Raw genomic sequence first — 13,277 nt, forward strand, 5'->3', positions numbered from 1 at the left:
GGCGCTGCCCTATCGAACGAAGCGCGCGGCCAGTTCTACATGGGTGGACCAACGGAACTGGCCGACGGGCTGAATCCAGTCGATGCGCCAGCCGCCCTCGATCAGGAGCTTGGCGTCACGGGCGAAGCTGCTGGGATTGCAGGAAACGTAGCCGATCACCTTCGACTGGCAAGCGGCGAGCGCTTCGGTCTGGTCGCGGGCACCGGCGCGGGGAGGATCGATGACGATCGCGTCGAAACGGTCGAGTTCGGGAACGGTCAGCGGACGACGGTAGAGGTCCCGGTGTTCCGTGAAGACCTGCATCTGGCGGATGCCTGCGGCGGCTTTCAGGGAGAATACGGCATCGCGTGCGCCCTCCGCAGCATAGACACGTGCGGGAAGTGCGAGAGTGAAGGTGCCGAGGCCGGCGAACAGGTCGGCGATCGTGGCCGCGCCCCTGGTCGCTTCCCGCATCGCGGCGACAAGCGCGTCCTCGCCTTCCTGCGTCGCCTGCAGAAAGGATGCCGGCGGCAGCGGGACCGGGATACCACCGAGCGTGATCGTCACCGGCTGCGGTTCCCAGCGTGTCTCCGGACCGTCGCCGCTGTCGAGCGTGAAGCGCGCGACGCCGTGACGTTCGCAGAAGTCGGTTATCCTCTCCGCAGCAGCGAGGCCGTCGGCGGTCAGGTTGGTGACCATCACGTCCGGGCCCTGGTCGGACAGCGTCAGGTGCACGTCGCCGCGGCGTTTGAAGCCGAGTTTTTGTAAAAGTGCTCTCAGGGGCGCGACGACGGCGAACAATTCGGGCGCGAGAACGTGGCATTCGCGCATGTCGACAATGTCATGGCTCTTTTCGGCGGTGAAGCCGAGCGTGACGCGACCGCCCTTCCCTTCCGCGTGCAGCGTAGCGCGACGGCGGGTGTTCGGTGGTGAAACGAGCGGCGGGCGCAGTGTTGCGGTCAGATCCTGCCCGTCGAGCGCGCTGGCGACGCGATCGGTGACGAAGGCGGCATAGGCTTCGTCGTCGAGGTGCTGGAGCTGGCAACCGCCGCATTCGGGGAAGTGGCGGCACGGTGCAACCTGGTGATGTGGACCAAACGTCAGCGTGCCATCGTCGCCCAGCAGGTCGCCGGGCGCGGCGAAGGCGGCGTGGCGACCGTCCCCGGTGACGCCATCGCCGCGGGCGGCGACGCGCAGGATCATGTTGTCGGATGTCATGCGCTGGCTCTGGCGGCGGTGAGCGCGTTTGCCAAGTCGTCGGCGATGAAGCTGTTGCCGCAAAACGCCGCGGCGCGGGCGTGGAGCCATGTGCCAGCGCTGGCGGCGGTGAGCGGATCGGCATTCGGATAAGCGAGCTGTGCCGCGATCGTGCCGGCGAGAACGTCGCCGGTGCCGGCGGTGGAAAGCCACGGATTGCCGCCAGGGTGGACGATCGTTCGGGTCGCGCTGGCGACGATCGTGGTGGGGCCTTTCAACACCACGATCGCATTGGCGCGGGTTGCAGCGATGCGGGCGTGATCGAGCAACGAGCCTTCGGGGGTGCCGAACAGGGCGTTGAACTCGCCTGCGTGGGGAGTGAGGATGACGGCGTTCTTACGCGCCCTCAGCGCGTCGGGGTCGAGGAGGTGGAGCGCGTCGCCATCGATGACGATCGGGTGACCGTCGGCTTCGATCAGGGCGGCCAGACAGGTACGGGCCCGATCGTCGCGACCGAGCCCCGGGCCGATGAGGATCGCGCCGATACGCGTGTCGGCCAGTGCTTCGGGATCGTAGGGGCGATGAACGATCGCGTCCGGGCTACCCTGTCCGGTGCCGCCGTAGAGCGCCACATAGCCGGCGCCGCTGCGCAGTGCGGCGACCGCTGCGAGACGGGCGGCGCCCTCCATCGCGCCGGCGACGATGGCAACCATACCGCGAGTGTATTTGTGCGATTCAGGGCTTGGCTGCGGAAGATCGGGTCTTGCAGCGATGGTGACGCCATCCGGGCGATCGATGCCGAGGTCGATGAGGCGGATGGCACCGCATGCCGCGGCGGCCGGGTGGAGGACATGGGCCGGCTTTGGCGCGCCGAGAGCGAGCGTCACGGTGGCGGGGGTTTGTCTTGCCCAGACGGGGGCTTCCGCAGTGTCGGCATTCGTGCCGCTCGGAAGATCCGCCGCGATCACGATGCGCGCCGCCCGGGCGAGACGTGCGAGGGCGGCATCGAGGTCGGGCGCGAGGGGACGTGTGAGGCCGCTGCCGAAGACACAGTCGATCAGGATCGGGGCTGGGCGGGTCTGGTCGAGCGGCTCGATAATGCCGGTCCAGCGGCTACGCGCACCGCGGGCGTTTTTGGTTCTCGGTTCAGCGTTTGCCGCTACGCGAACCGGAACGCCGGCGGCGTGCAGCGCCGCCGCGGCGAGATAGCCGTTGCCGCCATTATTGCCGGGGCCGCAGAGGATCAGGACGTCGGCTCCCGCGGCGAGGCGTCGGGCGGATTGTGCGATCCCTTGTCCCGCCCGGTTCATAAGCGTTTCGGCCGAGGTGCCCGCGGCGATGGCGGCGTCCTCGGCAGCGCGCATCCCGGCTGTCGTCAGGATGGGCTGGCCGTGGACGGTAATCACCCGCCGCTCTTGATCGTCGCGGGCAGGCGATAACGGCTACCGCCGATCGATACGTCGATCGACCCGGCGTCGGGGATGGTGACCTGCGCCGCCTCCGCGCCATCCGCTGCGATGACGCCGCGACCGTCCCTGGTAACCAACAGGCGGTGGAACCCGCCGTCGGAATGCCGCAGGGTGAGGATCAGGCCGTGCCGGCCTTGCACCTGTTCGATCGTGCAAGTGCGCTGCAAAGCGCCCTGACCCCGGGCGCAAAGAATGTTGCCGTCATCCTCGGCGGCCTTCGCCTGTTGTGCCTCTGCCTGCGCGAGGACGTTGGCGTTCGCGGTCTGTGTCGCGGGATTTCCGCATCCGGCGAGGAGCAGCAACGCTCCTGCCGCCAGTCCGCGATCAAATATCCGCATAGACGTGGGTTTCGGCTTTCGCGCCGGGGTGGGTAACGGCGCCTTGCCATGCGGGACCGACGTTCTGCGCATAGCGCCACAATGCGCCCGAGCCGTAATCGTTCACCCGCGGTTGCCATGCGGCACGGCGAGCCGCGAGCGTGGCGTCCTCGACGACGAGGTCGATGGTGCCGGCCTCGGCATCGATACGGATCGTGTCGCCGTCCTCGACCAGCGCGATCGGACCGCCCTCGGCGGCCTCGGGGCCGACGTGGCCGATGCAGAAACCGCGGGTGGCCCCGGAAAAGCGACCGTCGGTGATGAGCGCGACCTTTTCGCCCATGCCAAGGCCGTAGAGCGCGGCGGTGGTCGACAGCATCTCGCGCATGCCGGGGCCGCCCTTCGGCCCCTCATAGCGGATGATGAGGACTTCACCTTCGTTGATGCTGCGCGCCTCGACCGCGGCGAAGCAATCTTCCTCACAATCGAAAACGCGCGCCGGCCCTTCGAACTGGAGGCGGTGCATGCCGGCGACCTTCACGATCGCGCCATCGGGAGCCAGGCTGCCACGCAGGCCGACGACGCCGCCGGTCGGGCTCAGCGGGGTACTGACGTCATAGATGACCTTTTGGTCCGGGTTCCACGTCACCTGATCGATGTTCTCGCCCAAAGTCCTGCCCGTAACCGTCATGCAATTGCCGTCGAGCAGGCCGCCGTTCAGCATCGTCTTCATCAGCATGTAGACGCCGCCGGCCTCGTACATGTCCTTGGCGACATATTGCCCGCCGGGCTTGAGGTCGGCGATATAGGGCGTCGACTTGAATGCTTCGGCGACATCGAACAGGTCGAAGTCGATGCCTGCCTCGCTGGCCATCGCGGGCAGGTGGAGCGCGGCATTGGTCGATCCGCCGGTGGCGGCGACGACGCGGGCGGCGTTGATGAAGGCTTCGCGTGTGCAGATATCGCGTGGGCGCAGCTGCTTCGCGACCAGTTCCATCACCTGCGCGCCGGCTGCAACGGCGATCTGTTCGCGCGTGCTGTAGGGTGCGGGAACCATGTTGCTGTTGGGCAGGCTGAGCCCGATCGCCTCGCCGACGCAGGCCATGGTGTTGGCGGTGAACTGGCCGCCGCACGCGCCGTGACCGGGGCAGGCGACCTTTTCGAGCTCGTGCACTTCCGACAGCGGACAGGCGCCGGCGGCATATTTGCCGACGACTTCGAACACGTCGACGACGGTGACGTCCCGGTTATGGAAGCGGCCGGGCAGGATCGATCCGCCATAAACGAAGATCGACGGGATGTTGAGGCGCAGCATCGCCATCATCATGCCGGGGAGTGACTTGTCGCAGCCGGCGAAACCGACGAGCGCGTCGTAGCAATGGCCGCGGACGGACAGCTCGACCGAATCGGCGATCACCTCACGGCTGACCAGCGAGGCTTTCATGCCCTGATGGCCCATCGCGATGCCGTCGGTGACGGTGATCGTGTTGAACCGGCGCGGCATGCCGCCGCCGTTGATGACGCCCGCCTGCGCGGCATCGGCCTGCGCATCGAGCGTCGTATTGCACGGCGCCGAATTGTTGCCGGCACTGGCCAGCGCGACGAAGGGCTTGGCAATATCCTCTTCGGCGATCCCCATCGCGTAATAATAGCTACGATGCGGGGCGCGCTCTGGTCCTACCGAGACGTGGCGGCTCGGCAGGCGGGTCTTGTCGAACTGGGTCATGGCGACAGGCTATTGCGTCGAGCCAACCCGCGACGCAAGTCTGTTACGCTAAAATTAGCTCAGAGCGCGTCCAGAGCCTTCGCGACGCCGTCCATGGTGAAAGGCTTCTGCAACACGGGGCGGTCGCGGAACTGGGCATCCACGCTATCGTCACTGCCGCCGGTGGCGAATACGAACGGAATGTCGCGTGCGGCGAGCGCTTCGGCGACGGGCGTGCTCTTCTCGCCGCCCCGCAGGTTGACGTCGAGGATGGCGGCGTCGATGCCGCCGCCTTCGACGCGTGCAAGTGCGCTAGCGACACTATCGACGGTGCCGACGGCGGTCTTGTCCAGAACCTCGAGGAAATCCTCGAGCATCATCGCGATGAGCGGTTCATCCTCGACGATGAGGATCTGCATGGGGGAAGGCATGCATGGTCCTTACCCGCGGTTGTTGCGCAATGCCAACATGTTGTTTGCAAGAGCAGCCCGGGACGAAACCTGCCGCTCCACCCCTTTGCGATGCTGGGAAGGAATCACGTGGCGGCCAGCACGTCCCTTGCCGCTTCTGCCAGTTGTTGCACGCTGAAGGGTTTTGGCAGGAAGGCGACGTTGTCGAGGTCGATCGACTTGCGCAATTGCTCCTCGGCATAGCCGGACATGAAAATGATCGGCAGGTCCGGGTAGCGATCGCGCGCATGGCGGACCATCGTCGGGCCATCCATCGTCGGCATGACCACGTCGCTGATGAGCAGATCCGGTCGGCCGTTCCTGTCGAGCAGATCGAGTGCCGCCTCGCCATTTTCGGCGGTCATCACGGTGTATCCCTGTCGGGTCAGCGCGCGTTCGGCAACGGCCCGAACCATGTCTTCGTCCTCGACCAGCAGGATGGTGCCGGTGCCCCACATCTCGACCGGCTTCGCGGGTGCCCGGGTCGGAACGGGCGTGCGGGTGACCGTGCCGGCGGCATGGACGGGCAGATACATGGTAAAGGTTGCGCCCTGACCCGGCTTCGATTCGGCGAAGATCCAGCCGCCCGATTGTTTGACGATGCCATAGACGGTCGACAGGCCCAGGCCCGTGCCCTTCCCCACTTCCTTGGTGGTGAAGAAGGGTTCGAAGATCTTCGGCAGAATTTCGGGCGGGATGCCTGCACCGGTGTCACTGACGACGAGTGCGGTGTAATCCGCGACCGGCAGTATGTCGGACGCCATCGCACGAACCTCCGCTGCGGTCACCGCCTTGGTCTGGATCGTGAGCGTGCCGCCGCCGCGTGGATTGTGCGAGAGCATCGCGTCGCGGGCATTGACGGCGAGGTTGACGACCACCTGCTCCAGCTGGCCCGGATCGGCGCGTACTGCGCCAAGATTGCGGCCGTGCGTGACGTCGAGCGTGATCTGTTCGCCCATGAGCCGCTTGAGGAGATTGGAGACCTCGGCAACCACATCGGGCAATTGCAGGGTCTGCGGGCGCAGGGTTTGCTGCCGGCTGAACGCCAGCAGTTGGCGGGTCAAGCTGGCGGCGCGGTTGGAATTTGTACGAATCTGCTGGATGTCGTCATAGTCGCTGTCGCCAGGTGAATGGCGCATCATCATCAGGTCGCAATGCCCGATGATGGCGGTGAGGATGTTGTTGAAGTCGTGGGCGACGCCGCCGGCCAGCTGACCGACCGCCTGCATCTTCGTCGCCTGCGCGACCTCACGCTTCAAACGGCTTTCCTCGCTATTGTCCTTCAGGCTGAGCAGCACCGCGGCGTCGCCCAATCCCCGGGCACCGGCAATGGTCAGAGCGACGGGTTCTTCCGGGTGGCTCTTCAGCCGGACGGCCATGTCCGACGAGTGCGTCGCGCCGCCGGCGAAGCGTCGAATGGCGTCGGCAACCGCAGTCTTGTCCTCGCGCACGACGAGGTCTCCGGGGTAGAGCGGAGGTGCGTGCGGATCGACGCCGGCGGCACGGATGAAGGCGTCGTTCATCTGGAGGAAGCGCCCTTCGCGATCGACCAGTGCCATGCCGAACGGCATCAGGCTGACAAGGCTGCGGACATGAGCGGAGGCGCTCGCGCCGATCGCGGGAGCAGTATCCTCGTCGTCGAGCAGCGCGACGAGCACCGGGGCATCCTCCGCCTCCATGAACGGGATCTGGAGGACGCGGAGCGGTGTACCGTCGAGCCCTTCACGTTCGAAGCGGACGAGGCCACGGCTGTCGGTGATGAGCAGGCGGGCGAAATCCCGCCCCTCGATCGCGCCGATCCCGCCGAGTGCCCGCTGGGTGAGCACGCGGTTGGCGGCGCGGACCCGACCGTCGGGGCCGATCAGCGCGGCCATCACGCCTGCACCACCAAGGCGATCCCCGGTCGCGCCGCCGATGAGCGTCTCGGTCGAGGCAACGACGTCGTGCTTCTGAAGGACGACGAAGCGCCAGACGAGCATGTCGCCTTCGTCGCCGGAGCGGGTGATGTGCGCGCGAATGCGGTGCGCCCCGACATGCATGCCTGAAACGTCCGCCGAACCGTCCCGCCATGCGATCCGGCCCGCATTGCCGAGTTGGGCGACGCCATCGCCACCGAGGGGCAATCCGGGCGGCGTCGGAAAGCCGGCAAACAACGTCTCGTAGGCGTCGTTCGCGCAGACAAGGCGGCCGGCGCGGTCGGTGATCGCCACGGCGTCCCCGCTCGCTTGCGCGACGGTGCGCGTAAATTCCCAATCGACCGATTGCTGATCACGCACCGACGGCGTGGAAAGCAGGCGCCACGCGACGACGGCCCCACCCGCGATGATGCCGATCGCTGCGAATCCGGCGGCGGCAGCGACGCTGCCGACGAGGAGTAGCACGAGACCGGCGGCGGCGAGCGTGGCTATACCCGCGACCACGGCGGCAGCGCGGGTGGGATCAAGGCCTGCGGGGATCGGGTGGGACGCCATGTCGGCGATGTCATCGCGGGATGTGACGGGCGGCGTCAAGCGATTGGTTTGGCTGGGCCCAGGGAGAAGAGACGTGAAGACGTAACCGTGCGTCGAGTGCGGCTCGACCTTGGCAATGTCCGCTTGAGGTCAATGACAGTCCCTCCCCCGCCGGAGCGAGGGAGGGATGACGTTTACCAGATCCGGACGCGCTGTTCGGGCGTCAGTACCAGCTTCCCGGTGGGCGCCGGCTTGAAGGCCGGATACCAGGGATCCAGATTGCGGACGACCCAGGTGCGCTGTTGCGAGGGGCTGTGCGGATCGGTCATCAGCCGCTGCTTGAGGTTGGCCTCGCGGTAGTTGCGACGCCACACCTGCGCCCAGCCGAGGTAGAAGCGTTGATCGCCGGTCATGCCGCCGATCATCGGTGCCTCCTTGCCGTTCAGCGACTTCTTGTAGGCATCATAGGCCACCGACAGGCCGGCGAGGTCCGCGGTGTTCTCACCGAGCGTCAGCGCACCCTTCACGTGCAGACCGGGCAGCGGTTCGTACGCGTCATATTGCGCGACGAGCTTGCCGGTCAGTGCCTTGAACCGCTCGACATCCTGCTGCGTCCACCAGTCGGTCAACTGCCCCTTGGCGTCGTATTTCGAGCCCTGATCGTCGAAATGATGGCTGAGTTCGTGTCCGATCACCGCGCCGATGCCGCCATAGTTCACCGCCGGATCGGCATTGGGATCGAAGAACGGCGGCTGCAGGATCGCGGCGGGGAAGACGATCTCGACCATGCCGAAATTGGCATAGGCGTTCACCGTCATCGGGGTCATGCCCCATTCCCAGCGCTGCAACGGTTTGCCGAGATGACCGATGTTGTAGTTGTAGCGCCATTCCGCCGCGCGCCGTTCGTTGCCGAACGCATCGCCGGCGACGATCTTCAGCGCGGAATAGTCGCGCCAGCGGTCGGGATAGCCGATCTTCGGGGTGAAGGCCGCGAGCTTGGCATGCGCCTTCACCTTGGTTTCGGGCGCCATCCAGTCGAGCTTGTCGATGCGCGTTCCCATCGCGGCGAGCACGTTCTTGACGAGCGTGTCCGCTGCCGCCTTCGTTTCGGGCGGGAAATATTGCGCGACATAGACCTTGCTGACCTCGTCGGACAGCGCGCCGCTGGTGAAGCCGACCGCGCGCTTCCAGCGCTCCTCCTGCTGCGGCGTGCCTGACAGGAGCGTACCATAGAAGGCGAATTGCTCCTGATCGAAGACGGCAGGCAGCACGTCGGCATAATTGTCGAGGCTGCGGATCAGCAACTGGTCTTGCAACACGCCGATCGGTGCCTGCGCGATCAGTCTGGCGATGCCGGTGATCGCGGACGGCTGGCTGACGTTGAGGCTGTCGACCGGGGTGCCGAGCCCCTTCAGATAGGTGACGAAGTCGAAGCCCGGCGCGGCGCGCGTCAGATCGGCGACGGTCATCTTGTTGTACGTCTTGTTGGCGTCGCGGCTGTCGATGCGGGTCCAGCTGACCTGCGCGATCCGGGTTTCGAAATCGATGAGCGCCTTGGCGCGTGCGGCGGCGTTGGGCTCACCGGCCAGCGTGAACATCCTGGCGACATGCGCCTCGTAGCCTGCCTTCTCCTTGGCGTTCTTGGCTTCGAGGTAATAATCGCGATCGGGCAGACCGAGGCCGGACTGGCGAACGCCGACGATGTACACCTCCGGATTCTTTGCGTCCTGACCGACACCGGTGCCGAACGGGGTGCCGACGCCCTGCCGCGCTGCCTTGGCGATCAGCGCCGCGTAGTTCGCCTTGGTCGCCGATTTGATCTGCGTCATCCACGGTTTGAGCGGCGCGAGGCCCTTCTTCTCGATTTCCGTCGTGTCGAGATAGGTTGCGTAGGCAGTGCCGATCTTCGAACCCTTGTCCTTGGCGGCCGCTTCGAGGATGCCGCGGGTGCGGTCGCGCGAACGGTCGGCGAGCACGTCGAACGCGCCGAAGCTCGATTTGTCGGAGGGGATGGCGGTGCTCTTCGCCCAGGCGCCGTTGGCATAGTCGTAGAAGTCGTCGCCCGGTGCGGCGGCACGGTTCATGCCCGCCTCGTCGAAGCCATAGGTGCCCAGTTCGGGCTTGCCGGCGGTCGTGGCTGGTGCGGGCGCGGTTTGGGCGTGGACGATGCCGGCGAGCGCCGACGCGCCGAGCAGGCCGGCGATGAGGATGGTTTTCATGGCTACTCCAGACGAAACGAAAACCGCCGCCCGCCGGTCAAGGCGGACGGCGGTGAGATTATTCAAACTTCTAAGTGGGCTGCGACGCTTCCGAGCTTCCTACCGTCACCCCGGACTTGTTCCGGGGGCCACTGGTCCGCGAAGGAAAAGCTGGAGGCGCGAACGCCTCCCCCAGCCGCGAAGTGGACCCCGGAACCAGTCCGGGGTGACGGAGGATGTGGGACAGCCAAAGGTTCACAGACAGCCGAGGCTTACCAGATCTTGATGCGGTCGGCGGGCGCGAGATAGTATTTCTGACCCGGCTTCACGTCGAACGCCGGATACCAGGCGTCCATGTTGCGCACGACATAGGCACGCCACTGGCCCGGCGTGTGCGGATCGGTGGTCAGCTGGTTCTTGATCGACGCCTCGCGTGCCTTGGTCTGCCAGACCTGGCCGAAGCCCATGAAGAAGCGCTGGTCGCCGGTGAAGCCGTCGAGCACCGGTGCCTTCTTGCCCTTCAACGACAGCTTGTAGGCGTCATAGGCGACGTTGATGCCAGCGAGGTCGGCCATGTTCTCGCCCAGCGTCAGATTGCCGTTGACCTTGCTGCCGGGGATCGGTTCGTAGGCACCGTATTGCGCGACGACCTTGTCGGTCAGCGCACCGAAGCGCTTGACGTCCTCCGCCGTCCACCAGTCGGCGAAATTACCCTTCGGATCGAACTTGCGGCCCTGATCGTCGAAGTGATGGCTCAGCTCGTGGCCGATCACCGCGCCGATCGCGCCATAGTTCACCGCCGGATCGGCGTTGGGGTCGAAGAACGGCGGCTGCAGGATCGCGGCCGGGAAAACGACCTCGTTCATCAGCGGATTGGCGTAGGCGTTGACCGTCTGCGGAGTCATGAACCATTCGGCGCGATCGACCGGCCTGCCGATCTTGTCGAGCTGACGCTTGTATTCGAACTCCGCGACGCGGTCGGCGTTGCCGAGCACGTCGCCCTTCACCACGCGCAGGTTGGTATAGTCGCGGAACTTGTCGGGGTAGCCGATCTTGGGCGTGAACGCCGCCAGCTTCGCGCGCGCCTTCACCTTGGTTTCGGGGGCCATCCATTCCAGCTTGGCGAGACGGGCATCCATCGCGCTGATCAGGTTGCGGACCAGCTCGTCGGCCTTCGCCTTGGCCTCGGGCGGGAAATACTTCTGGACGTAGACCTGGCCGACCGCCTCACCCAGACTGCCGTTGACCAGGTCGACGCCGCGCTTCCAGCGCTCCTTCAACTGCGGCGTGCCCGACAGGGTCGTGCCGTAGAACGCGAACTGCGTGTTGACGAAATTCGACGACAGCAATGGTGCGGCGTTCGAGATGGTGTGGAACGCCAGATATTCCTTCCACACCGGTAGCGGCGTGGCGGCGACGATCTTGGCGGTCGCGGTCAGCGTCGAAGGCTGGCCGACGATCACGCGCGTCTGCGCGCCGAGGCCCTGCGCGGCGAGCATCGCCTTCCAGTCGAAGCCCGGCATCGCGGTGGCGAGCTGCGCCACCTCCATCGGGTTATAGCCCTTTTCGACCTGACGCAGTTCGGCGCGCTCCCAGTGCACCTGCGCGATGCTCTTCTCGAGGTCGAAGATGCGCTGTGCCGCGCCCTGTGAGTCGGGCTGGCCGGCCATGCGCAGCATGTCGGCGATGTAGGCGACGTATTTGGTGCGCGCCTCGGCGAACTTGGGATCGTCCTTCAGGAAGTAATCGCGGTCCGGCAGGCCGATGCCGCCCTGGCCAAGATAGACGGCGTAGACGGTGTTGTCCTTCAGGTCCTGCTGCACGCCGGCGCCGATCGGCACGTCGATGCCGTGCATCGTCGCTTCGCCGAACGCCTTGGCGAGATCGGCCTGCGTGTTGATCGCAGCGATCTTGGCAAGATACGGCTTCAGCGGCGCGGCGCCGGCAGCCTCGATCTTGGCGACGTCCATGAAGCTGGCGTAGGTATCGCCGATCTTGGCCGACACCGGATCGCCGCCGGGATTGGCGGCCGAGCCTTCGATCACCGCGCGGGTCCGTTCGTCGGACAGGTTGCGCAGGATCGCGAAGCCGCCCCAGCTGGAACGCTCGGCAGGAATCTCGGTGCGGGCCATCCACGCGCCGTTGACGTAATTGTAGAAGTCGTTGCCGGGCAGGACAGCCTTGTCCATCGCGGTCAGATCGACACCGAAGTCACCGAGCTGCGGCTTGCCGGGGACCGGCGCGGCCGTCGTGGCTGCGGTCTGGGCGTAGACGGCGCCGGTTGCGGCGGAGGCGAGCAGAAGAGCGGCGATAACCGTATTGCGCATCGAGTATCCTTGGGAAAACGACTCTGGATGCGCGGTGTTGTAATCAGTTAAAACGGCTCGTCAAATATGGTTTCCGTTGTGACGATGTCGCCACTTGCGCGCGATCCACAGCCGCCAGCCGAGTGCCGTCAGCGCGTAGCCCAGCACAGCGCAGACGGTGGTGAGGACGATCAGGCCCAGCCCGAACGCCGGCCCCTGCGACCAGAGCCAGTCGAGCGCTCCGGTGAGCCATTGGAGCCAGCCGGTAGCCGCCTGTGTGACCGGCTGGGTAATCGCGGGCGCGTCGCTCCGCAGCAGCCACGTGCCGATACGGTATGCAACATACCAGAGGAACGGCGTCGTCAGCGGGTTGGTGATGAAGGTCGTCAGTGCCGCGACCGGCACGTTCGCCCGGAACGGCAACGCGAACAGCGCGGCGATGGCGATCTGCGCGACCGGGAACAGGAAGCCCGCGACCATCCCGAGCGCCACGCCGCGCGGAACAGAGCGGCGATTGAAGCGCCACAGGCCGGGTTCCATCACGCGATGCGCGACGGGACGCAGCAAGCGGTTTGATTCCATCGATTCGCGCGTCGGCATGTTGCGCCGGCACCATGCGATACTCTTGTGGAACATGCCCGGCGCTGTGGCGACCATCAGCCCCGGTCGCGCATGATGCGACCGGCTTCGCGCTTCCACTCGCGCTCCTTGATCGCGGCGCGCTTGTCGTGATCCTTGCGACCCTTGGCCAATGCCAGTTCCACCTTCGCGCGCCCTCGCCCGTTAAAATAAACACTAAGCGGCACAAGGGTCATCCCCTCGCGCGCGACGGCGCCGTGGAGCTTGCTTATCTCGCGTTCGTGAAGCAGCAATTTACGGGGACGCTTCGCTTCGTGATTGAAACGGTTGCCGTGACTGAATTCGGGGACGTTGGCGTTGACCAGCCAGACGATGCCATCGCGCACCTCGGCATAGCTCTCGGCGATGCTGCCCTCGCCGAAGCGGAGCGACTTCACCTCGGTGCCGGTGAGCGCGATCCCCGCCTCGTAGACGGTGTCGATGGTGTATTCGAACCGCGCCTTGCGGTTCTCGGCGACGATCTTCTTCTTGTCGAAGGTGGCGGGTTTGGGACGCGACATGTGGGGGCGATGTAGGGGGTGATGGGGGGCAAGGGAAGCGGGAGGCGGTTATTCCTGCCAGAGGCAGA

10 protein-coding genes are annotated in these 13,277 nt (G+C 65.9%); all 10 read right to left on the bottom strand.

Going from position 1 to position 13,277, the window contains the following annotated elements; translation table 11 throughout:
* Positions 1-9 precede the first annotated feature (9 nt).
* Positions 10-1,197, bottom strand: a complete 1,188-nt coding sequence (locus NF699_03320) for a class I SAM-dependent RNA methyltransferase (GenBank protein USU05744.1) — start codon at positions 1,195-1,197, stop codon at positions 10-12.
* Positions 1,194-2,582, bottom strand: a complete 1,389-nt coding sequence (locus NF699_03325; GenBank protein USU05745.1) for an NAD(P)H-hydrate dehydratase — start codon at positions 2,580-2,582, stop codon at positions 1,194-1,196. The genes NF699_03320 and NF699_03325 overlap by 4 nt, the downstream gene beginning before the upstream one ends.
* On the bottom strand, positions 2,579-2,983 hold the full coding sequence (locus tag NF699_03330; protein ID USU05746.1) for a hypothetical protein: 405 nt from the start codon (positions 2,981-2,983) through the stop codon (positions 2,579-2,581). The genes NF699_03325 and NF699_03330 overlap by 4 nt, the downstream gene beginning before the upstream one ends.
* A complete protein-coding gene (gene ilvD, locus NF699_03335) occupies positions 2,970-4,688 on the bottom strand; it encodes a dihydroxy-acid dehydratase (GenBank protein USU05747.1) in 1,719 nt (572 codons plus the stop codon). The genes NF699_03330 and ilvD overlap by 14 nt, the downstream gene beginning before the upstream one ends.
* A gap of 59 nt (positions 4,689-4,747) precedes the next feature.
* Positions 4,748-5,098 (bottom strand): response regulator, encoded by a 351-nt coding sequence (locus NF699_03340; protein ID USU05748.1) that lies wholly within the window; start codon positions 5,096-5,098, stop codon positions 4,748-4,750.
* A 104-nt stretch (positions 5,099-5,202) separates the two neighbouring features.
* A complete protein-coding gene (locus NF699_03345; protein ID USU05749.1) occupies positions 5,203-7,587 on the bottom strand; it encodes a response regulator in 2,385 nt (794 codons plus the stop codon).
* A 173-nt stretch (positions 7,588-7,760) separates the two neighbouring features.
* Positions 7,761-9,785 (bottom strand): M13 family metallopeptidase, encoded by a 2,025-nt coding sequence (locus tag NF699_03350; protein USU05750.1) that lies wholly within the window; start codon positions 9,783-9,785, stop codon positions 7,761-7,763.
* A gap of 251 nt (positions 9,786-10,036) precedes the next feature.
* Positions 10,037-12,091, bottom strand: a complete 2,055-nt coding sequence (locus NF699_03355) for a M13 family peptidase (protein ID USU05751.1) — start codon at positions 12,089-12,091, stop codon at positions 10,037-10,039.
* 60 nt (positions 12,092-12,151) lie between these two features.
* Positions 12,152-12,706 (bottom strand): DUF2062 domain-containing protein, encoded by a 555-nt coding sequence (locus tag NF699_03360; GenBank protein USU05752.1) that lies wholly within the window; start codon positions 12,704-12,706, stop codon positions 12,152-12,154.
* A 20-nt stretch (positions 12,707-12,726) separates the two neighbouring features.
* Positions 12,727-13,209, bottom strand: coding sequence for an SsrA-binding protein SmpB (gene smpB / locus NF699_03365; GenBank protein ID USU05753.1), 483 nt, complete (start codon positions 13,207-13,209; stop codon positions 12,727-12,729).
* Positions 13,210-13,277: the final 68 nt, after the last annotated feature.

It is taken from the genome of Sphingomonadaceae bacterium OTU29LAMAA1 (assembly GCA_024072375.1).
Classification (GTDB): Bacteria; Pseudomonadota; Alphaproteobacteria; order Sphingomonadales; family Sphingomonadaceae; genus Sphingomonas.

What these genes read in the sequence shown, in the direction of transcription:
- NF699_03360 (USU05752.1), bottom strand. Translation starts at nt 12,706, where the DNA reads ATGTTCCACAAGAGTATCGCATGGTGCCGGCGCAACATGCCGACGCGC.
- ilvD (USU05747.1), bottom strand. Translation starts at nt 4,688, where the DNA reads ATGACCCAGTTCGACAAGACCCGCCTGCCGAGCCGCCACGTCTCGGTA.
- NF699_03345 (USU05749.1), bottom strand. Translation starts at nt 7,587, where the DNA reads ATGGCGTCCCACCCGATCCCCGCAGGCCTTGATCCCACCCGCGCTGCC.
- NF699_03340 (USU05748.1), bottom strand. Translation starts at nt 5,098, where the DNA reads ATGCCTTCCCCCATGCAGATCCTCATCGTCGAGGATGAACCGCTCATC.
- NF699_03320 (USU05744.1), bottom strand. Translation starts at nt 1,197, where the DNA reads ATGACATCCGACAACATGATCCTGCGCGTCGCCGCCCGCGGCGATGGC.
- NF699_03350 (USU05750.1), bottom strand. Translation starts at nt 9,785, where the DNA reads ATGAAAACCATCCTCATCGCCGGCCTGCTCGGCGCGTCGGCGCTCGCC.
- smpB (USU05753.1), bottom strand. Translation starts at nt 13,209, where the DNA reads ATGTCGCGTCCCAAACCCGCCACCTTCGACAAGAAGAAGATCGTCGCC.
- NF699_03355 (USU05751.1), bottom strand. Translation starts at nt 12,091, where the DNA reads ATGCGCAATACGGTTATCGCCGCTCTTCTGCTCGCCTCCGCCGCAACC.
- NF699_03330 (USU05746.1), bottom strand. Translation starts at nt 2,983, where the DNA reads ATGCGGATATTTGATCGCGGACTGGCGGCAGGAGCGTTGCTGCTCCTC.